The organism is Comamonas sp. 7D-2 (assembly GCF_022749555.1).
Taxonomy (GTDB): domain Bacteria; phylum Pseudomonadota; class Gammaproteobacteria; order Burkholderiales; family Burkholderiaceae_C; genus Comamonas; species Comamonas thiooxydans.
In genome coordinates this window covers 4952844-4972025 of the sequence record NZ_CP094238.1, presented here as the reverse complement: position 1 = coordinate 4972025, position 19182 = coordinate 4952844, and the positions used below count along the sequence as shown (strand labels likewise).

The following is a 19182-nucleotide window of genomic DNA, read 5'->3' as shown; positions in this document are numbered from 1 at the left end:
TCCCAAGCCCAGGGATTTAGCGGAACACAACGGTCTTGTGACCGTTGAGAATGACGCGGCGCTCGCTATGCCACTTCACGGCACGGGCCAGAACCTGGCTCTCGGTGTCGCGGCCGCGGGCCGTCAGGTCTTCCACGGTGTCGGTATGGTCGGCGCGTGCCACGTCCTGCTCGATGATCGGGCCTTCGTCGAGGTCCGCCGTCACATAGTGGGCGGTGGCGCCGATCAGCTTCACGCCGCGGTCATGCGCCTGGTAGTAGGGCTTGGCGCCCTTGAAGCTGGGCAGGAAGCTGTGGTGGATATTGATGGCGCGGCCGGACAGCTTTTTGCACAGGTCGTTGGACAGCACCTGCATGTAGCGCGCCAGCACCACCAGCTCGGCGCCTTCTTCCTCGATGATCTCGTACTGGCGCTCTTCGGCCTGGGCCTTGGTCGCGGCAGTCACGGGAATGTGATGGAAGGGGATGTTGTAGCTGGCCGCCAGCTGATAGAACTCGCGGTGGTTGCTGATGATGGCCTTGATCTCGATGGGCAGCAGGCCTGACTTCCAGCGGAACAGCAGGTCGTTGAGGCAGTGGCCTTCCTTGCTGACCATGATGACGGTCTTGATGCGCTCGGCCTTGGAGTGCAAACTCCACTGCATTTGATATTGATCAGCTAATTCGGCAACGGATGCCTTTAAAGAGGCGGCGTCTTTGCCATCGCAGGCAAACTGCACGCGCATGAAGAACAGACCGGTTACCGGGTCGTTGTACTGCGCTGCTTCTTCAATATTGCCGCCTTGCTCAAGCAAGAATCCGGAAACGGCATGCACCAGGCCCAGTCGGTCTGGGCAGGATAAAGTCAAAATATAGGCTTGGGTCATAGCTCGGCAATTGTCGCAGCAAGGCGAGGACCCTGCGGACAAAGGAAATTCATGAAAAGCGAGGAGGGGCATTTCCCGCTCACACCCTGGGTGATTGTCACCCTCTATTTGTGCGTGGGGATGCTTTGGTTGGGGGCGCAGGCGGGCGTGCTCGGCTATTTTGATGTATCGCTGAATCGACAGTCGCTGCGTTGGCAGATAGGCCTGTTCATTGTTTGGTTGCTGGCGACAGCGCTGGTTGCACTTTGGTTCATGCAGCGCAAGGCGCGCGCCGACCAGCGTGGCCGGGAGACGGCGCAGGAGCTGGAGTTGGTGGTGCGCCACGCACCGGCCGGCATGGCTCGCGTGCATGTGGGCGGTGCAGAGATTGTCTGGGCCAATGCAAAGCTGGCGGGTTGGCTGGGCTGTAGCGTCGAGTCGCTGCGCGGTCAGGATTTTCGTGTTCTGGTGCCTGTGAATGACCAGGACGAAGTTGCTCTGCAACTGCAGCGCCTGCTGGACGGCAGCACCGATTACTTCCAGGTGCTGCGCCAATGCGTGAATGCCTGCACCGGCAAGGTTACGCCCGTGCTGTGCACCACCAGCCGCGTGGCGGCTTCGGGTGTGGGAGGGCCGGTGGCCCTGGTCTGCGTGCTGCAGGATCTCAGCGAGATGGTGAGTGCGCGCAACGCCATGATGCGCAGCGAGACCATGCTGCGCCTGGCGCTGGAGGGCAGCGGCAATGGCGTGTGGGAGTGGGACGCGCTCAAGCAGCGGCTGAACTTCTCCACGGGCATGAGTGCCTTGCTGCGCTATCAGGGCCAGGATCTGACCCGCGAGTTCGATTTCCATCAGCGCCTGCACCCCGAAGATGCCGCAGGTGCGCGTGCCCAGGCCGAGCAAGCACTGGAGCAGGGCAGCATGCTGGTGCTGACGGCACGTCTGCTGTGCTTTGACGGCCTGTATCGCTGGTTTCGCGCACGCGGCCAGGCCTACAAGGATGAGAGCGGACGCCTGATACGGGTCTCGGGCCTGCTCTCCGACCAGACTGCGAGTCGCGAGGCCGATGAGCGCAGCCGCCTGGCTTCCACGGTGGTGGACAACACCATCGAGGGCGTGGTGGTGACCGATGCACACAGCCGAATTCTCTCGGTCAACCACGCGTTCACCAAGCTGCTGGGCTTCAGCGAAGCGGAAATGCTGGGCAAGACGCCGCGCATGTTCAAGTCCGGCCGACATGACAAGGCTTTCTACGACGCCATGTGGGCCAGCATGCATGCCACAGGGCACTGGCAGGGCGAAATCTGGAATCGGCGCAAGAATGGAGAGGTCTTTCCCGAGCGCATGTCGCTGAGCGCGGTCAAGGATGCCAATGACAAGGTGACGCACTACGTCTGCATGTTCACCGATATCTCGGCCGAGAAGGCGCGCGAGCAGCAGCTGGAGTTTCTGGCCCATCGCGACACCTTGACCGGCCTGCCCAACCGCTCTCAATTCACGCGCATGCTGGGCGAGGCGGTGGAGCTGAGTCAGAGCACCAACCGTCGCATGGCCGTACTGCTGTTCAATATCGACCGCTTCAAGGACGTGAACGACAGCTATGGCCACTCCATCGGCGACGAGGTGCTCAGGCATGTGTCTGTGCAGATGCAGGGTGCTTTGCGGCACGGCGACATCATTGGCCGCCTGGCGGGCGATGAAATCTGCGTGGTGGCGCAATCCATTTGCGGTCGCGACAGCGCGGTGGACGTGGCCGAGCGCCTGATGGCAGCAGCCGGTCAGCCCTGGACCACGCCAGATGGCCTGTCGGTGGTGGTCAGCGTCAGCGCAGGCATCTGTCTGTATCCCGACCATGCATTGACAGCCGACGATCTGCTGCAGGGGGCCCATGCAGCGGTGTATGGAGCCAAGGCCAGAGGCTCCAATGCCTGGTGCTTCTTCCATGAGAACATGACCCAGGCCGCCCGCGAGCGTCTGGCGCTGGAGGCACGCTTGCGCCGTGCGCTGGAGCTGGGCCATATGCGTCTGTATTACCAGCCACAGATTGAACTGGCGACGGGGCGACTGGTGGGGGCTGAAGCCTTGTTGCGCTGGCTGGACCCTGAGGAAGGCCTGATCTCGCCGGCCCGTTTCATTCCCGTGGCGGAAAATTCGGGCGTCATCGGCCCGCTGGGCTTGTGGGTGCTGGGTGAGGCCTGTCGTCAGGGCCAGCAATGGCGCGCTGCCGGTCTGCCCGATCTGACGATTGCGGTCAATGTCTCGCTGCACCAGTTTTTGCTGACCGATATTGCCGGGGCTACGGCCGATGCGCTCAACAAGTCGGGTTTTCCGGCCAGCCTGCTGGAGCTGGAAATCACCGAAAGCGCACTGGCTGAAAAGCCTGAAGAGGCGTTGGCCGTGCTCAACCGCCTGCGCGAGCTGGGCCTGCGCCTGGCCATCGATGACTTTGGCACCGGCTATTCCTCGCTGGCGCACCTCAAGCGTTTTCCGCTCGATCTGCTCAAGATCGACCAGGGCTTTATCCGCGACATTCCGCACAGCGCGGACGATATGACCATCAGCAGCTCGGTCATTGCCCTGGGTCATGCCATGGGTCTGAAGGTCCTGGCCGAAGGCGTGGAAACCCAGGAGCAGCTGAGCTTCCTGCAGCAAAAAGGCTGTGACTACTTTCAGGGCTATTTCTGCAGCCGGCCCTTGCCGGCCGAGGACTTCACGCGCCTGCTGGAAAAGACGCGTGAGGGGCAGCCGCTGGTGGCTGTAGCGACCGCGGGCTGAGGATCACCAGCGCTGCAGCAGCCCGTCAAGGCTTGGGCGCAGGTCTGCTCTTCCACTGTTCGCGCAGTTGGCTGCATTGGTCTTCGGAGGCGTTGCCCTCCAGCGTCAACAACTGGTCTGCCTTCATGGCGATAGCAGTCTGCGCCTTGTCTGATTGGGCTATCGCCACCTTTTGCTTGAAATCGCCGGGCAGCCAGGTCGGCACGCCGATATCGCTGCGCACATGGCCACGGCCCGCCACCAGCAGCACGCTTTTGCCGGGCTGGCCCAGTTCGCGCACCGCTGTTTCAGTCACCCTGGCCATGGCTTCGTCGCGAGCCAGCTGAATGCGGGCCATGGGCGCGAACTGCGATTCGGGCAGCAGGCCGCAGTGGCCATCCTTGATGGCGTCGAGCTGCAGCTGCCAGCCCGCAGCCGGCAGGTGTCCGTCGTAGCGGGACTCGCCCATGGCCTGCTTCATCCGGGTACGCGGCAGATTGCCGCCGAGCACGGGCACGCCGGCTTTCACGGCAGCCATCACCACCGGGCCATAGTCCTGCCAGGGCCAGCCGCCCGGGCCGCCGCCCTGAGTCCATTGCAGAGCAGTTTTCACCTCCTCATCGCTGGCCGATGCGGGCAGGCTCCGGGTGCTGCCGCCTGCGGGGGCCATCTCGACCACCAGGGCTGCGAGCCTGCCTTGCGCTGCCAGGTGGCGCACGGTAGCGGCTTCCCACTGATGATGGGCGATCTGGTCATGCTGCTCGCCAAGCAGAATGACTGGTGTTCCGGCCCACTGCCCCAGTGTCTGCTGCCATTCGGTGTCGGAGGTCAACTGAGCGCTTTGATGGGCGCAGCCGCCCAGCAGCAGGGCGCTGGCTAGAGCTGTCAGGGCCAAAGGTTTGAAACGCGGGCGCGGCTGCGCCGCAGAAATGAAAGTCCACATATGAGCTGATTGCGTTCGTCTGAGACGGGGCATGGCTTCGTAGCTGTAGATTTCGTACCGGCTTTGCCCATCGAGTTTTGCCGCGATACTGCGGGGCATTGCCCCTGTCGCGCGTCCATTGTCGTGCCTTGCCGGATTCCCGTGCACATGTCCGTATTGCTTCCCCCCGCGTTTCTGGCCCGTGTGGCCGCCACCCTGCTGCTGGCCTGGCTGGCCGCCCAGCTCTGTCTGGTGTTGCATACGCCGCTGCCCTGGATGCTGGGGCCGCTGATTTCCGTCTCCCTGCTATCGATTGGCGGGGCGCCCACCCAAAGCTGGGCCAGGCTGCGCGATCTGGGGCAGTGGACGATAGGCTGCGCTCTGGGCCTGTATTTCACGCCTGCGGTGACCGAGCTGGTCGCCGGTCTGTGGTGGGCGATTGCGCTGGCCATTGCCTGGGCCCTGTTGCTGGGCTGGGCCTTCGGGCGCTGGCTGTATCGCGTGCAGGCAGGCTCCATGCTGGCGCAACCGGGCATGGACGAAGAGCGCTTGCGCGCCACGACCTATTTCTCGGGCGCGATAGGTGCGGCCTCGGAGATGACGCTGCTGGCCGAGCGCGAGCAGGCGCGCACTGATCTGGTGGCCGCGGCACACAGCCTGCGGCTGGTGATAGTCACGGTGAGCATTCCCTTTGCACTGCAATGGTCGGGATTGCAGGGCGACCCAGGCCTGACGCTGCCCAGCGTGCGCACCGTGCAATGGCCGGGCTTTGCCTGGCTGGTGCTGGCCACCGGCGCTGGGGCATTGCTGATGCTCAGGCTCAGGCGTGCCAATCCCTGGTTTCTGGGGGCGCTGGCCGTATCCATGGGCTTGACCATGGCAGGCCTGGAGCTGTCCGCCGTGCCGCAATGGCTGATGAACGCCGCCCAGCTGGTGATCGGCGTCAGCCTGGGGGTGCGCTTTCGACGTGATTTCCTGCACACGGCGCCGCGCTGGCTGGGCATGGTGGCGCTGGGTACCGTGGGGTTGATGGCAGTCTGCGCCGGTTTTGCCTGGCTGCTGCACTGGGCCACCGGCCTGCCCTGGGTGACCTTGCTGCTGGGCACATCGCCGGGTGGCATTACCGAGATGGCCATCACCGCCAAGGTCCTGCAACTGGGCGTGCCCGTGGTCACGGCCTTTCAGGTCTGCCGGCTGATTGCCGTGCTGCTGCTGGTAGCGCCGCTGTACCGATGGCTGAACAGAGCACTGCCAGGAGCGAGGCCATGATCCGCGGTAGGCGAAATCCCTGGAAGTCGGTCTTGATCCTCAGCGCATGCGCCGGCTTTGTGATGGCCGGGCTTCTGATGTGGATGGCCTGGGAGCACAACCCCCAGTGCGAGATTCACTGCGCAGAGCAAGGCATTGACTGGGGCTACTGGCTGGCGCTGGGTGCGGCAGGGGGGCTGCTGGGCTTTTTTGGCTGCATGCTGAGTGCCTGCGTGTTGATGCTGTTGTGCAGAAAGTCATAGCGGATCGCGCTTTTCCGGTAAGCACTAGAGTGTGTTTTCAGGCATCAAAAAAGCCACTCTTTCGAGTGGCTTTTTGCAAGGTGTTCAGTGAATGATTACCGGCTGCTGGGCCAGGCCCGTGTAGGTGTCGAGAATTTCCTCCACCTCCTCCTCGGTGGGGGCATCCTGCTGCCAGGCGAGGATCTGCTTCTGGAACATTTCGGCCCAGGAACCATCCAGATACACCTCCTTGCCCGAACGCTTGTCCACGATTTCGAAGCCGTGGCGCGGCAGTTGATGGGCTTGCTCGGTCTCGGCCTTGGCTTTGCCTGCCGGAACGTCTGCCTCCATATCGGGACGCAGATGGAGCACCGCAAAGGATTCAGAGTCGTAAAGCATTTGCATGGTGTTCCTCCTTTCACTTCCGTTATGAGCATGCCTGCCATGGATATGGCGACAGGGTGCCGCATTTCAAGGTGGAAATGCCTGCTCTTGGCACTTGGGCACAGTATTCCATGGATTTGGCATGGTTGTGGGCAACTGGCTTTCCCGATCTGTAGTAGGCAAGTCCTTGAATGGCGCGACAGCGTTCAGCCCGAGCCGATGCAGGTTGCAGGCCTTGGCTGGGAGGTGAGTGAGCGCTTTGGGCGCGGTGCTCCCGGGGTTTACGCCAGGCTGCGGCATGGAGGCTATTGCGGCGCGGGCAGATATTTCCTGAGCTGCAGGTCGACAAAGTCGTCCTGTCCCAGAGTGAGCTTGATGCGCACGGGCAGGTATTGCATGGACGGAGCCAGCCAGACCGATCCGCGCTGGTCGCTGCTGCTTTTGCCGGGCAGCTTGTCCAGGCGCAGCGCCATGACGCCGCCAAATGGCAGCTCCAGCGCCTCGCTGGCACCCACGCGGAACTGCCAGCGCACGGCCGAGCGTGCGCTGCTGGTGGTCAGCTCTATCAGCGTGCCTGGCGGGTATTTATCGGGGGCGGCAGCCATCAGGGCCGAGAGCTGTAGAAACACGCTGAGGCGGTCCTGCACGCCATCGCCGATGGCCGCATCGGTCTGGCCGCCGCTGTAGTGTGCCTTGCCACTGGCCACATCAAAGGCGGCGGACTGGGTTTTTCGCCCCTTGTCGCTGAAGTTGAGCGGTTGCAGGCCCTTGGGTGTGATAAGCCCCTCGCTGGTCTGGGCGCGCTCGCCGAGCAAGAACATGCTGATCGACTGCCTGGCCTGGTAATACTGGCCGTCATGCTGCCATTGCAGCTGGGCGCCGGCCGAGTATTGAAAACCCTTGACCTGACCCGAGGCATTGAACTCCAGCGTGGCGGAGTTGGGCAGGGTGACGGGCAGCACAGAGTCAGGTGGCAGCGGCGCGCTGCCTGCGGGCGTGACCTGGATGGGGCGGGCCGTGTCGGCACCATTGGCTTCGGGAGGCTCGGCCATGGGCTCGGGAGCCGGCTCTGCTGCAGCAGCGGGCAGCTCTGTATTGGCGGGTGCTTCTGTTCCAGGAGTTTCTTGCGTTTGTGGTTCCTGGGCTGGAGGCGGATTTGGCTCTGATTCCTGTTCGTCCGGTGCAGGGGCAGGCACGGGAGCAGGAGCCGGCGCCCGGGGTGAGGCCTGGGGTTTGGGCGCCGGGGCTGGAGCCGGTTTGGGCGCTGCGGGTGCAGGCGGCGGAGGAGGGGGCGCCTGCAGCATGCGCGTCTCCATCACGATCTGGTCGTCCGCCACTTTGTCCGGCGGGCTTAGTTCGGGCAGGCCCCAGAGCAACAGCCCATGGGCTGCCAGCACCAAGCCGGTGATGGGCAGCAGTGTCTTGCGTGCCTGGCTTGCCTGAGGGGAGCGGCCCATGAGCGTGATTCTGAGATTGCAGGTTTCAGTGGTTGGGATCGGCGCGCCAGCCCAGATCGCTGGAAAGCTGGCGGGCGGCCGCCTGCAGTGGCGCGTCTATGGCTCCACCATAGTCCGGGTCGAAAGTCGCCAGCGAGCCCAGGGTCATCAGCCCCAGCACGATATGGCCGGATGCATCGAAGACCGGCACGCAAAAGGCCACGATGCCCGGCAGCACGGTGTCGACCACGCGGGCCGTGCCGCGCGCACGGACTTCGGCCAGCATGTCCGCAACGGCCTCTTCGGTCTGGGGCAGGTCCTGGCGCCTGGCCTTGCGCGCACGTTCGATCTCGGGCTCCAGCAACGCGGCCGTCGCCTCGCGCGGCAGCCAGGCACCGAAGCAGCGCCCTGTAGCCGAGGCCAGCATGGGCATGACGTCGCCCAGGCGCAGATTGGCAGTGACGGACTGCGCCGATTCCTCCCAATGCACGATGGTCGGGCCATGGTTGCCCCAGACGGCAATGGCCAGCGTGTGGTTGAGAGTCTCGAGCAGCGCCGGAATGCGCTCCCGCGCCAGACGCACCGGGTCGAGGCGGGCCAGGGAGGCCAGGCCGATCTTGAGCGCCGCAGGGCCCAGGTCGTAGCGCGAATTGCGCTCGTCCTGCGCCACCAGGCCGATGCGCTGAAAGCTCACCAGATAGCGGTGCGCCTTGGCGGCACTCATGCCGGCGGCGGCGGCGACATCCTTGAGCATCAGCGGGCCGCTGGCCTGCGCCAGCGCTTCGATGAGGGAGAAACCCACTTCGACCGACTGAATCCCTGCGCGTTCCTTTTCCATTGCAATAGAATCGTGTTTTGTTTAGTTAAATCAATTTAACCAATCGTAATTTTGGCTAGCGTTGTCAGGCATTGTGCCAGCACCGCTGCCGTGAGCAGAGGGACAGAGAATGAAACTGGCAACCTACAAGGATGGCTCGCGCGACGGGCAACTGGTCGTGGTCTCGCGTGACCTGAGCCAGGCCTGCTATGCCACCGGTATTGCCAGCCGCATGCAGCAGGTGCTGGACGACTGGAGCTATATGGCCCCCCAGCTGCAGGATCTGTCGCACGAACTCAATCACGGCAAGGCCCGCCACGCGTTTCTCTTCGATCCCCAGCGCTGCATGGCACCGCTGCCACGAGCTTATCAGTGGGCCGATGGCTCGGCCTATATCAACCATGTGGAGTTGGTGCGCAAGGCGCGCAATGCCGAGGTGCCGGCCAACTTCTACACCGACCCGTTGATGTACCAGGGCGGCAGCGATGATTTCATCGGCCCCTGCGACGATGTGATCGTGCCCAGCGCGGCCATGGGCATAGACTTCGAGGCAGAGATTGCCGTCGTCACCGGCGATGTGCCCATGGGCACGGATGCCAAGGATGCGCTGGACGGCGTTCGTCTCGTCATGCTGGCCAATGACGTGAGCCTGCGCAATCTGATACCTGGCGAACTGGCCAAGGGTTTCGGCTTTTTCCAGAGCAAGCCCGCCACGGCCTTCAGCCCTGTGGCCGTGACACTTGACGAGCTGGGCGATGCCTGGAAGGGCGGTCGTCTGCATCTGACGCTGCAGAGCACCTGGAACGGCCGCAAGGTCGGCATGTGCGATGCGGGCGAGGAGATGACTTTTCACTTCGGCCAGCTGATCGCCCATATCGCCAAGACCCGCAATGTACGTGCCGGCTCCATCGTGGGCAGCGGCACGGTGAGCAACAAGGGCGTGGAGACCGGCAGCGGCAAGAACAAGCGCGTGGAATGGCCCAAGGGCTATAGCTGCATCGCCGAAAAGCGCTGCATAGAGACCATTCAGGACGGCGCACCCAAGACCGAGTTCATGCAGTTCGGCGACACCATCCGCATCGAGATGAAGGGCAAGGACGGCCAGAGCATCTTCGGCGCCATCGACCAGAACATTGCGCCGCCCGGCGGCAGCAAGGATGACTTGCCCGAAGCTCAGCCTCTGGATAGCTCTGAAGACTAAGCCCTCGTTGCTGCCGCCATGCCCATGCCAAGTCTGAATCTCTCGCGCTGGATTTCGCCTCTGAAGGCCGTGTCGGCCATAGCGTTCGCTTTGTTGACGGGCCTGTCCATGGCGGCAGAGCCTGCCGCCGAACCTGCAGTCAGTTGCCCGCCGCCGTTCAGTCCGCCAACGCCGGCCGAAGTGCAGGCCATGGCCCCCCAGATGCAGGACAGAGGCCTGCTCTGGCGCGTGCAGGACGGCGAGCGCACCAGCTGGCTTTACGGCACTTTGCATGTGGGCAAGCGGGAGTGGATCTTGCCCGGCCGCACCATTTTGCGTGCCATGGTTGCGACGGATTTGCTGGCGCTGGAGCTGGATGTGCTGAATCCGCAGGTCATGCAGCAGTTGATCGACGGCTTCCAGGCCCGTGTCGACGCCCCTGCGCTGCCCGCAGATCTGGACGCCCGGCTGGCGCAGCAGCGCAAGCGAGCCTGTGCCGAGCATCTGAGCGTGCAACGTCCGGACGCCCAACTGCTGGGACTGGTCAGCCAGCTGGGCCGCAAGCATGGGCTGATGGTCGAATTCGGCGCCGATCTGCAGCTGGCGAGCCTGGCCGGTGCCGTGCGCAAGCCTGTGCTGGGGCTGGAGTCGGCGCAGATCCAGCTCGAGGAGCTGCTTTCCGACGATCCCTTGGAGGTACAGGAAAGCGTGCGCGATGGGCTGGAGCAGCTCGAAGATCCCAAGTCCCCGGAAATCCTGCAACAGCTGGCGAACATCTGGGCAAGCGGCAACGAAAAACAGCTGGAGAACTATGCCGACTGGTGCGACTGCATCAAGACCGAGCGTGACCGGCTCAAGTACGCGCGCCTCATGGATGGACGCAATCCGGGTATGGCAGACGGCATTGTGCGTCAGCTCCAGCAGGGCAAGACCGTGTTTGCCGCCGTGGGAGCGCTGCACATGGTCGGGCCCAAGGGCCTGCCCGAGCTGCTGCGTCAGAAAGGCTATCAGGTCGAGCGCGTGAGCTTCAAACTGCCACCCATACAGAAATCAGAGTCAAAACCGATTCAAACCGAATAGAGACAAGCGCAGGCAGCTATCAATTAATAGAAAAGGCCGCCTGGCGGGGTCTAAAAATCATTCCACAACCCCCTACATCACCCTCAAGGAGACAAACGATGGATCGTCGTCAATTCCTGGCTGCCGTGGCAGCCAGCTCGGCTGCTGCCGCATCCCCCTTTGCCATGGCGCAGGACTGGCCCGCCAACCCTGTGCGCTGGGTCGTTCCCTACCCACCCGGAGGCGGCACCGATGTGCTGGCCCGCACGGTGGCCGAATCCATGCGCAAGACGCTGAACCAGACCATCGTGGTGGACAACCGTCCCGGTGCCTCGACGAATATCGGCGGCCAGCTCGTTGCCGCGGCCAAGCCCGATGGCTACACCATCATGTCGGCCGACAACGCCATCCTGGCGTTCAACGAGCACCTGTTCAGCAAGCTGCCCTTCAGCCCCGACAAGGATTTCACCTATGTGGGCGGCATCAGCCGCTTCCCCATGGCGCTGGTGGTCAACCCTGCGTTCGAAGCCAAGGATTTCAAGGAATTCCTGGCCTATGCCAAGGCCAACCCCGGCAAGCTCAACTACGCCTCGCCCGGCAATGGCTCGCCTCACCATCTGGCCATGGAGCTGTTCAAGAACCGCACCGGCACCAGTCTGACCCATATCCCCTACAAGGGTGCCGCGCCCGCGCTGGCCGATGTGATGGGCGGCCAGGTGCCTTGCATGTTCCTGGATCTGGCATCGGGCCTGCCCGTGATCCAGTCCGGCAAGGTGCGGGCCCTGGCCATAGGCACGGCCAAGCGCGTGCCCAATCTGCCCAATGTGCCCACGCTGGCCGAACTGGGTCTCAAGGATTCCGAGGTCTATGCCTTCCAGGGCATTCTGGGTCCCAAGGGCTTGCCGCCAGCCATCGTGCAGCGCCTCAACGCAGACCTGCAAAAAGCCCTCAAGGACCCTGACGTGGTCAAGCGCATGGCCGACTTCGGCATGGAAGCCCTGCCTGGCACGCCCGAGCAGTTCCACCAGCTGGCGCGCACCGAAGCCAAGCGCTGGGGTGAGGTCATCAAGGCGGCCGGCGTGAAGCTGGACTGATCGCCTCCTTCCTGAGCTTCGCGAGGTTCTGGGCATGGCTTGAGCCGTTGCCGCAGACCTCGTCGGCTTGCATCGTAGCGGCCCTGCCACCTTGAGTTGCAGGGCCGTTTTCAGTAGGGAAGTATGCCGGGCAGCAGTGGGCGGCTCAGGCGCTCGCGCCACCATTGCTGGGCCCGGCCGGGGGCATCGCTGCGCCAAGCCAGCCAGAAGGTTTCGGGCGGTCGCGGTTCTTCCACCGCCAGTTCTACCAGTACCCCGGTCTCCAGCTCCACACGCACGCATGCGCGTGGCACAAAGCCGTGGCCCAGGCCGGCGGCCTGGCAGGCTATCTTGGCCTGCATATCGGGCACGGTGATGCGCCGCTGACCGGTGAGCAGACCCACGGTGCGGTCGGTCAGCGAACGGGCGCCGTCGCCCACCACCACGGCGGTGTGCTCCAGCAGGTCGGCGCGCGCCAGCGGACGGCCAAGACGCGCCAGCGGGTGGCTGGCAGTCACGCAGAACACGAAATCGAGCTGGCCCACGGCCACGGCCTTGTGGCCACCACCGGCCGGACCCTCGCCCGCCGCCACGATCAGGTCGGCCCGGCCTTCGCGCAAGGCTTCCCAGGTGCCCGTCAGGGTCTCGCTGCCGATGCGCAGCCGCGTGCCGCTGTTCAGCGCCTCGAATGCCTGGATGTCGGCGCCGAAGGCGCTCGTGGGGATCAGCGAGTCGTGCACCAGGCGGACCTCGGTCTCGAATCCCGTGGCGATCTGGCGCAGTCGCGACTCGAGCTGACGCGCAGCTGCCAGCAGCCAGCGCCCTTCCTTGAGCAATTCCTCGCCCGCGGGCGTGAGACTGACACGCGGGCCGTTGCGCACAAACAGGTTCAGACCCAGCTGTTCCTCGAGCTTGGACACGGCATAGGAGATGGTCGAAGGTACTTTGTGCAGACGCTCTGCCGCACCGGCGAACGAGCCATGGCGGGCAATGGTGTCCACCAGTTCTATGGCTTCCAGAGAGAGTTTGAGCATGCTTTGAGTGCGTAAAAAACAATCATCGAAATTATCGATGATTCAGGGAATTTTCTTTCAGCATAGGCGCCGATAAGGCCACCGATACTTCATGCATCGCAACACGAAACGCAGCGATACAAGGCAGACGGGCCTGCTGCAGCAAGTGTGAACGCCATCGATTGTTAAGGAGATATCAATGCTTGAAGTTCGCCAATCCAACCACCGCGGCCGTGCCAACCATGGCTGGCTGCAATCGCGCCACACCTTCTCCTTCGGCCATTACCGCGATGCCAATCAGCAAGGCTTTTCGGATCTGCTGGTCATCAATGACGACAATGTGTCCCCTGGTCAGGGCTTCGGTACCCACGGCCACCGCGACATGGAAATCTTCTCCTATGTGCTCGACGGCGCCCTGGAGCACAAGGACTCCATGGGCACGGGCTCGGTGATCCGTCCCGGCGACGTGCAGATGATGAGCGCCGGCACCGGCGTGGAGCACAGCGAATTCAACCACTCGGCCCAGGACCCGGTGCACTTTCTGCAGATCTGGATCGTGCCCGCCGAACGCGGCGCAGCTCCACGCTATCAGCAGGTCCATGTGGACGATGCCGACAAGCGCGGCCGCCTGCGCCTGATCATCGCCCCCGAAGGCGCAGACGGCACGCTGGCCGTGCGCCAGGACGCACGGGTCTATGCCGGCCTGTTCGACGGTGAAGAGTCCGCCGAACTCGATGTGGGCTCCGACCGTCATGTCTATGTGCATGTGGCCCGCGGCAGTATCAGCGTGAACGGCGAGCGCCTGTCCGAAGGCGACGGCGCCCGCATCCGCAACGCCGGGGCTCTGCGCTTCGATCAGGGCGAGCAGGCCGAGGTGCTGGTCTTTGACCTGCGTCCTCGTGAACTGCCCAGCTTGTAAGCACCGGCTTTCACACCCCGGCTTTCATCCTGCTTTCCTGTTTCCCCTGCAGCCTCTCGCTCACCTTTTACCCAGGAGTTTCACCATGACCAACGCCAATGCCTCCATCGCCCGTCCCGTCGCCGTCGCCAAGCCCGGTGCCAAGCTGCTCAACCCCCATGACCACACGCTGATCATGATCGACTTCCAGTCGCAGATGGCTTTTGCCACGCACTCCATCGATCCCGTGCAGCTGCGTTCCAACGCCGCCCTGGTCGCTTCGGCCGCAGCCGGCTTCGGTGCCTCGACCATCCTGACCACCGTGGCAGAAAAAAGCTTCTCCGGCCCCATGTTCGAGGAAGTGACCGCGCCTTTTCCCGGCCAGACCCTGCTGGACCGCACCTCGATGAATACCTGGGAAGACGATGCTGTGATCCGGAAGGTCAACGAGATCGGCAAGCCTCGCATCGTGCTGGCCGGCCTGTGGACCAGCGTGTGCATCGTCGGACCGGCCCTGTCGGCGCTGGACCAGGGTTTTGAGGTCTTCGTGATCGCCGATGCCTGCGGCGACATTTCCACCGAAGCCCATAACCGTGCCATGGAGCGCATGGTGCAGGCCGGCGCCCAGCCCATCACGTCGCTGCAGTACCTGCTGGAAATGCAGCGTGACTGGGCCCGTACCGAGACCTATGACATGACCACGGGCATCGCCAAGAAGCTGGGTGGCGGCTACGGCATAGGCATCACTTACGCCAAGACCATGTTCGGCGCCCACGAAGGCTAAAAAGAGCACATCATCTTTCTGCAGCGCAGACCGATCTCGCGCCCGCGGTTCTCGCCGTACGCATGTACGGATGCGGTCCTCAATGCGACCTTGGTCTGCTCGCCAAGAAATCTGGCGCACTTTTGGCGCCGCTGAACCACCGGAGACCTCCATGACCCTGCCCTCCGCCCCCGATCTGATCCTGTTCAACGGCCGTTTCACCACGCTGGACCGCAGCAAGCCCGCGGCCACGGCCGTGGCCGTGAGCCGGGGGCGCTTCAGCGCCGTCGGCAGCGACCGCGAGGTCCTGCCTCTGGCCGGCCCGCAGACCAGGCGCATCGATCTGGGCGGACGTAGCGCTCTGCCGGGTTTGATAGATAATCACCTGCATCTGATCCGCGGCGGCCTGAACTTCAACATGGAGCTGCGCTGGGACGGCGTGAAGAGCCTGGCCGATGCCATGGCCATGCTCAAGGCTCAGGTGGACGTGACCCCTGCGCCCCAGTGGGTGCGCGTTGTGGGCGGCTTCAGCGAGCACCAGTTCGTGGAAAAGCGTCTGCCCACGCTGGCCGAGCTGAATACCGTGGCACCCGACACCCCGGTCTTCATCCTGCACCTGTATGACCGTGCCCTGCTCAACGCCGCTGCCCTGCGCGCCGTGGGCTACACCAAGGACACGCCCGAGCCGCCCGGTGGCCAGATCCTGCGCGACAGCGCCGGCAACCCCACGGGCCTGCTGCTGGCCAAGCCCAACGCCTCCATCCTCTACGCCACGCTGGCCAAGGGCCCCAAGCTGCCGCGCGACTACCAGCTCAACTCCACACGCCACTTCATGCGCGAACTCAACCGCCTGGGCGTGACCGGTGCCATCGACGCGGGCGGCGGCATGCAGAACTACCCAGACGACTACGACGTGATCCAGGAACTGGCCGATGCCGACCAGCTCACCATCCGCCTGGCCTACAACCTGTTCACGCAAAAGCCCAAGGAAGAGAAGGACGACTTTCTGCGCTGGACCGCCACCTCGCAGTACAAGCAGGGCACGGACTACTTCCGCCACAACGGCGCAGGCGAGATGCTGGTGTTCTCGGCTGCCGACTTCGAGGACTTCCGCCAGCCCCAGCCCGAGCTGGCGCCCGGCATGGAAGGCGAGCTCGAAGAAGTGGTGCGCATCCTGGCACAGAACCGCTGGCCCTGGCGCATGCACGCCACCTACGACGAGACCATCGATCGCGCGCTCGATGTGTTCGAGAAGGTCAATGAAGACATTCCCCTGGCCGGTCTGAACTGGTTCTTCGACCACGCCGAAACCATCTCCGAGAAGTCCATCGACCGCATCGCGGCCCTGGGCGGAGGCGTTGCCGTGCAGCACCGCATGGCCTACCAGGGCGAATACTTCGTCGAGCGCTATGGCGCGGCTGCGGCCGAAGCCACACCGCCTGTCAAGCGCATGCTGGAAAAAGGCGTGAACGTGTCTGCCGGCACCGACGCCACCCGCGTCGCCAGCTACAACCCCTGGGTCTCGCTGTCATGGCTCGTCACGGGCAAGACCGTGGGTGGCCTGCAGCTCACGCCTCAGCGCAATTGCCTCACCCGCGACCAGGCCTTGCGCATGTGGACCGAAAACGTCACCTGGTTCAGCAACGAACAGGGCAAGAAGGGCCGCATCCAGGTGGGCCAGCTGGCCGACCTCATCGTTCCTGATCGCGATTTCTTCGCCTGCCCCGAGTCCGACATCGCCGACACCTCGGCCCTGCTCACCGTGGTGGGCGGCAAGGTGGTCTACGGCGCTGGTGCCTTCGCCGACCTCGATGAGTCGGCCCCGCCCCTGGCCATGCCCGACTGGTCGCCCGTGCGCACCTTCAAGGGCTATGGCGCCTGGGGTATGCAGGAAGGCACGCCGCTGCAGTCCGTGATGCGCAACGCGGCAGCAAACTGCGGCTGCGCCAGTAGCTGCAACATGCATGGCCATGCCCACGCCACGGCCTGGAGCAGCAAGCTGCCCGTGGCCGATCTCAAGGGCTTCTGGGGCGCCCTGGGCTGCGCCTGCTGGGCGTTGTGAGATGGGCGAGACGCTGTATGCCGCAGCCCCCGCCCCCTGGGTGCAGCCGCTGGCCCTCGCCGGTTTCACGGTGCTGGCAGCCTTGCTGGCCGACCGCTTCCGGGCAGCGCCGCAGGCCGAGCGCCAGCGTGCTGCCAACGCATTTTTTGAACACTGGGGCCTGGTCGGCGGCATGTTGCTCGTCGCCTGGCACGATCTAGGAGACTCCCATGCCGGATAACCAAAAAACCGCCTCGGGCAGCTTCGCGCCCCTGGCCATTCCCGTCTTTGCAGTGCTGTGGGCCGCCACGGTGCTGGGCAATATCGGCAGCTTCATGCGCGATGTGGCCAGCGCCTGGATGGTGACCGAGCTCTCGTCCAGCCCCACGGCCGTGGCCCTGATCCAGACGGCGGCCACGCTGCCAGTCTTTCTGCTGGCCATCCCGGCCGGCGTGCTGTCCGACATCCTGGACCGCCGTCGTTTCCTCATCGGCGTGCAGGTGTTGCTGGGCGCCGTCAGCGGCACGCTGCTGGTGCTTGCCCAGACCAACACCCTCACGGTGGAATACCTGGTGGCCCTGACCTTTGTGGGCGGCATTGGCGCCGCCCTCATGGGACCGACCTGGCAGTCCATCGTGCCCGAGCTGGTGCCGCGCAGCGAACTCAAGAGCGCCGTGGCCCTGAACTCCCTGGGCATCAACATCGCCCGTGCCATCGGCCCGGCCGCCGGCGGCCTGCTGCTGGCCAGCTTCGGCGCCGCGGCGGCCTACGGCCTTGATGTGCTGAGCTATGTGTTCGTGATCGCCGCCCTCATCTGGTGGAAGCGTCCCAAGGCCGAGGCTTCGGCGCTCAACGAGCAGTTCTTCGGCGCCTTCCGGGCCGGTGTGCGCTATGCCCGTGCCAGCCGCGAGCTGCATGTGGTGTTGCTGCGCGCCGCTGTGTTTTTCCTGTTCGCCAGCTCGGTCTGGGCCCTGCTGCCCCTGGTGGCGCGGCGCATGCTGGGCGGCACGGCCGGCTTTTATGGCGTGATGCTGGGCGCTGTGGGCGCCGGGGCCATCCTGGGCGCCGTGCTGCTGCCCAAGCTGCGCAAGCGTCTCGATACCGACGGTCTGGTGTTGCTGGCTTCTGTGGTTACGGCCTTGGTCATGGGCATGCTGACCCTTGCGCCGCCCCAGTGGGCTGCCGTGGCGCTGATGCTGGTGCTGGGCCTGGGCTGGATTGTTGCGCTGACCACACTCAACGGTGTGGCCCAGGCGGTGCTGCCCAACTGGGTGCGCGGCCGGGGTCTTGCCATCTACCTGATGGTATTCAACGGAGCCATGGCCCTGGGCAGCCTGGGCTGGGGCCTGATTGCCGGCCAGCTGGGCCTGCCGGTCACGCTGCTGATCGGAGCCCTGGGTCTGGTGCTGGTGTCCCTGGTCTTTCACCGCGTCAAGCTGCCAGCTGGTGAGGCGGATCTGCAACCGTCCAACCACTGGCCCGAGCCCCTGCTGGCAGAACCCGTGGCTCATGATCGTGGCCCGGTCATGATTCAGATCGAATACCGCATTGCCCACGAAGATTTGGCCGCTTTTTTCCAGGCCATGCAGCAAGTGGCCCAGGAGCGCCGTCGCGATGGGGCTTATGCCTGGGGCGTGGCCGAACACACCGGCGAGCCCGGTCGAGTGATTGAGTGGTTCCTGGTTGAATCCTGGGCTGAGCACTTGCGCCAGCATGGTCGTGTGTCCAAGGCCGATGCCGATCTGCAGGCCGCCGCTTTGCGCTACCACCAGGGGCCGGACAGGCCCGTGGTTCACCATTTCCTGGCCCTGGATGCGCGCAGCGCCCAGCAGGGAACGGGTTCTCCCGCCCACTGAGCGGCGCTGGAATCGGCATTCATCGCTGACGGGGCAGGCGATGAATGCGACCCGGTTTATTTTTCCAGGGGCTGGAGCAGAGGTCGGTGCATCACTTACTTGGCGGGCTTGGCGGCACGCACTGCCACGACCTCGATTTCCACATACCAGGCCGGGTTGGCCAGGGCTGCAATCTGGAAGGCCGAGCGTGCGGGCAGGTTGGGCTGGGCAGCCGTGCCAAAGAACTGGGTGTAGCCACGCATGAAGCCGGCAAAGTCCATCTTGTTGCCCTTGGCGGGGTCGGCCACCAGGAAGACCTGCATCTTCACCACATCGCTCATGCCGAGATTCATGCTCTTGAGCTGCTCTTCCAGGCCCTTGAGGATGGCCATGGTCTGGCCTTCGGTGTCGCCGCCATAGGCAGCAGGATCAGTGGCGGGCTTGGATTTGTCCACCACGGGCGGCACCTTGCCCGAGAGGTAGACGGTGCGGGCATCGGTGGGAATTTCCACGGCTGCGGCGATGGGGAAGGTCGAGCCCGGTGTCTTGTAACGCAGGATATCGCCACCGCCGGAGGTGGTGGCTGCGCAGCCGGTGAGCAGGACTGCAGCGCCCAGCAGGGCGGCGGTGGTGGCGGTCTTGAAGATGGATGGAACGTTCATGTGATCTCCTG

At 64.2% G+C, this 19182-nt stretch carries 18 protein-coding genes; 11 read left to right on the top strand and 7 right to left on the bottom strand.

The genetic code is table 11. The features are described 5' to 3' along the window. Positions 1-16: 16 nt before the first annotated feature. A complete protein-coding gene (purU, locus tag MPZ60_RS22845) occupies positions 17-865 on the bottom strand; it encodes a formyltetrahydrofolate deformylase (protein ID WP_003068559.1) in 849 nt (282 codons plus the stop codon). Positions 866-916: 51 nt separating this feature from the next. On the opposite strand from purU, the gene MPZ60_RS22840 reads away from it, so the two are divergent. Beyond that, the gene (locus MPZ60_RS22840) at positions 917-3619 is read left to right on the top strand and encodes an EAL domain-containing protein (RefSeq protein ID WP_034354907.1); all 2703 of its coding nucleotides are present in this window, start codon (positions 917-919) and stop codon (positions 3617-3619) included. Between the two features lie 25 nt (positions 3620-3644). Here MPZ60_RS22840 and MPZ60_RS22835 read toward each other — a convergent pair whose 3' ends face one another. Continuing rightward, positions 3645-4541: a ChaN family lipoprotein gene (locus MPZ60_RS22835; RefSeq protein WP_034354904.1), complete on the bottom strand. Its 897-nt coding sequence runs from the start codon at positions 4539-4541 to the stop codon at positions 3645-3647. A gap of 147 nt (positions 4542-4688) precedes the next feature. Here MPZ60_RS22835 and MPZ60_RS22830 point away from each other — a divergent pair, with 147 nt between their 5' ends. Then, a complete protein-coding gene (locus MPZ60_RS22830) occupies positions 4689-5789 on the top strand; it encodes an AbrB family transcriptional regulator (protein ID WP_034354901.1) in 1101 nt (366 codons plus the stop codon). 32 nt (positions 5790-5821) lie between these two features. Next, positions 5822-6031, top strand: coding sequence for a hypothetical protein (locus MPZ60_RS22825; RefSeq protein WP_231905886.1), 210 nt, complete (start codon positions 5822-5824; stop codon positions 6029-6031). Between the two features lie 84 nt (positions 6032-6115). On the opposite strand, the gene MPZ60_RS22820 is transcribed toward MPZ60_RS22825, so the two are convergent. From MPZ60_RS22820 to MPZ60_RS22810, 3 genes are all read right to left on the bottom strand, one after another. Beyond that, a complete protein-coding gene (locus tag MPZ60_RS22820) occupies positions 6116-6415 on the bottom strand; it encodes a DUF3567 domain-containing protein (protein ID WP_003068569.1) in 300 nt (99 codons plus the stop codon). Between the two features lie 284 nt (positions 6416-6699). Beyond that, complete coding sequence (locus MPZ60_RS22815; RefSeq protein WP_034354896.1) at positions 6700-7851, bottom strand: DUF3108 domain-containing protein; 1152 nt, start codon at positions 7849-7851, stop codon at positions 6700-6702. Between the two features lie 25 nt (positions 7852-7876). Next, positions 7877-8668, bottom strand: coding sequence for an IclR family transcriptional regulator (locus tag MPZ60_RS22810; protein WP_034354893.1), 792 nt, complete (start codon positions 8666-8668; stop codon positions 7877-7879). Between the two features lie 109 nt (positions 8669-8777). Here MPZ60_RS22810 and MPZ60_RS22805 point away from each other — a divergent pair, with 109 nt between their 5' ends. From MPZ60_RS22805 to MPZ60_RS22795, 3 genes are all read left to right on the top strand, one after another. Continuing rightward, positions 8778-9848 (top strand): fumarylacetoacetate hydrolase family protein, encoded by a 1071-nt coding sequence (locus tag MPZ60_RS22805; RefSeq protein ID WP_034354891.1) that lies wholly within the window; start codon positions 8778-8780, stop codon positions 9846-9848. Between the two features lie 24 nt (positions 9849-9872). Continuing rightward, positions 9873-10907 (top strand): TraB/GumN family protein, encoded by a 1035-nt coding sequence (locus tag MPZ60_RS22800; protein WP_242607068.1) that lies wholly within the window; start codon positions 9873-9875, stop codon positions 10905-10907. A 98-nt stretch (positions 10908-11005) separates the two neighbouring features. Then, entirely contained in the window at positions 11006-11980 is a 975-nt protein-coding gene (locus tag MPZ60_RS22795) for a tripartite tricarboxylate transporter substrate binding protein (protein WP_003068579.1), read from the top strand. Positions 11981-12090: 110 nt separating this feature from the next. Here the strand turns inward: MPZ60_RS22795 and MPZ60_RS22790 are convergent, their stop codons facing one another. Beyond that, positions 12091-12993, bottom strand: coding sequence for a LysR family transcriptional regulator (locus MPZ60_RS22790; RefSeq protein ID WP_034354888.1), 903 nt, complete (start codon positions 12991-12993; stop codon positions 12091-12093). 178 nt (positions 12994-13171) lie between these two features. Here MPZ60_RS22790 and MPZ60_RS22785 point away from each other — a divergent pair, with 178 nt between their 5' ends. The 5 genes from MPZ60_RS22785 (at position 13172) to MPZ60_RS22765 (ending at position 18530) form a co-directional block, all read left to right on the top strand. Then, complete coding sequence (locus MPZ60_RS22785; protein ID WP_034354885.1) at positions 13172-13891, top strand: pirin family protein; 720 nt, start codon at positions 13172-13174, stop codon at positions 13889-13891. Between the two features lie 85 nt (positions 13892-13976). Continuing rightward, positions 13977-14654 carry an isochorismatase family protein gene (locus MPZ60_RS22780; RefSeq protein ID WP_034354883.1) on the top strand — a complete coding sequence of 226 codons (678 nt, stop codon included), beginning with the start codon at positions 13977-13979 and terminating at the stop codon, positions 14652-14654. A gap of 151 nt (positions 14655-14805) precedes the next feature. Beyond that, positions 14806-16695 (top strand): amidohydrolase, encoded by a 1890-nt coding sequence (locus tag MPZ60_RS22775; RefSeq protein WP_034354880.1) that lies wholly within the window; start codon positions 14806-14808, stop codon positions 16693-16695. A gap of 1 nt (position 16696) precedes the next feature. Next, positions 16697-16915: a hypothetical protein gene (locus tag MPZ60_RS22770; RefSeq protein WP_034354878.1), complete on the top strand. Its 219-nt coding sequence runs from the start codon at positions 16697-16699 to the stop codon at positions 16913-16915. Continuing rightward, positions 16905-18530 carry an MFS transporter gene (locus MPZ60_RS22765; protein WP_034354876.1) on the top strand — a complete coding sequence of 542 codons (1626 nt, stop codon included), beginning with the start codon at positions 16905-16907 and terminating at the stop codon, positions 18528-18530. The genes MPZ60_RS22770 and MPZ60_RS22765 overlap by 11 nt, the downstream gene beginning before the upstream one ends. 95 nt (positions 18531-18625) lie before the next feature. Here MPZ60_RS22765 and MPZ60_RS22760 read toward each other — a convergent pair whose 3' ends face one another. Further along, complete coding sequence (locus MPZ60_RS22760) at positions 18626-19171, bottom strand: RidA family protein (protein ID WP_080746145.1); 546 nt, start codon at positions 19169-19171, stop codon at positions 18626-18628. Between the last annotated feature and the right edge of the window lie 11 nt (positions 19172-19182).

What these genes read in the sequence shown, in the direction of transcription:
- MPZ60_RS22835 (WP_034354904.1), bottom strand. Translation starts at nt 4,541, where the DNA reads ATGTGGACTTTCATTTCTGCGGCGCAGCCGCGCCCGCGTTTCAAACCT.
- MPZ60_RS22795 (WP_003068579.1), top strand. Translation starts at nt 11,006, where the DNA reads ATGGATCGTCGTCAATTCCTGGCTGCCGTGGCAGCCAGCTCGGCTGCT.
- MPZ60_RS22810 (WP_034354893.1), bottom strand. Translation starts at nt 8,668, where the DNA reads ATGGAAAAGGAACGCGCAGGGATTCAGTCGGTCGAAGTGGGTTTCTCC.
- MPZ60_RS22780 (WP_034354883.1), top strand. Translation starts at nt 13,977, where the DNA reads ATGACCAACGCCAATGCCTCCATCGCCCGTCCCGTCGCCGTCGCCAAG.
- MPZ60_RS22765 (WP_034354876.1), top strand. Translation starts at nt 16,905, where the DNA reads ATGCCGGATAACCAAAAAACCGCCTCGGGCAGCTTCGCGCCCCTGGCC.
- MPZ60_RS22830 (WP_034354901.1), top strand. Translation starts at nt 4,689, where the DNA reads ATGTCCGTATTGCTTCCCCCCGCGTTTCTGGCCCGTGTGGCCGCCACC.
- MPZ60_RS22800 (WP_242607068.1), top strand. Translation starts at nt 9,873, where the DNA reads ATGCCAAGTCTGAATCTCTCGCGCTGGATTTCGCCTCTGAAGGCCGTG.
- MPZ60_RS22840 (WP_034354907.1), top strand. Translation starts at nt 917, where the DNA reads ATGAAAAGCGAGGAGGGGCATTTCCCGCTCACACCCTGGGTGATTGTC.
- MPZ60_RS22805 (WP_034354891.1), top strand. Translation starts at nt 8,778, where the DNA reads ATGAAACTGGCAACCTACAAGGATGGCTCGCGCGACGGGCAACTGGTC.
- MPZ60_RS22775 (WP_034354880.1), top strand. Translation starts at nt 14,806, where the DNA reads ATGACCCTGCCCTCCGCCCCCGATCTGATCCTGTTCAACGGCCGTTTC.
- MPZ60_RS22770 (WP_034354878.1), top strand. Translation starts at nt 16,697, where the DNA reads ATGGGCGAGACGCTGTATGCCGCAGCCCCCGCCCCCTGGGTGCAGCCG.
- MPZ60_RS22815 (WP_034354896.1), bottom strand. Translation starts at nt 7,851, where the DNA reads ATGGGCCGCTCCCCTCAGGCAAGCCAGGCACGCAAGACACTGCTGCCC.
- MPZ60_RS22820 (WP_003068569.1), bottom strand. Translation starts at nt 6,415, where the DNA reads ATGCAAATGCTTTACGACTCTGAATCCTTTGCGGTGCTCCATCTGCGT.
- purU (WP_003068559.1), bottom strand. Translation starts at nt 865, where the DNA reads ATGACCCAAGCCTATATTTTGACTTTATCCTGCCCAGACCGACTGGGC.
- MPZ60_RS22785 (WP_034354885.1), top strand. Translation starts at nt 13,172, where the DNA reads ATGCTTGAAGTTCGCCAATCCAACCACCGCGGCCGTGCCAACCATGGC.
- MPZ60_RS22790 (WP_034354888.1), bottom strand. Translation starts at nt 12,993, where the DNA reads ATGCTCAAACTCTCTCTGGAAGCCATAGAACTGGTGGACACCATTGCC.
- MPZ60_RS22760 (WP_080746145.1), bottom strand. Translation starts at nt 19,171, where the DNA reads ATGAACGTTCCATCCATCTTCAAGACCGCCACCACCGCCGCCCTGCTG.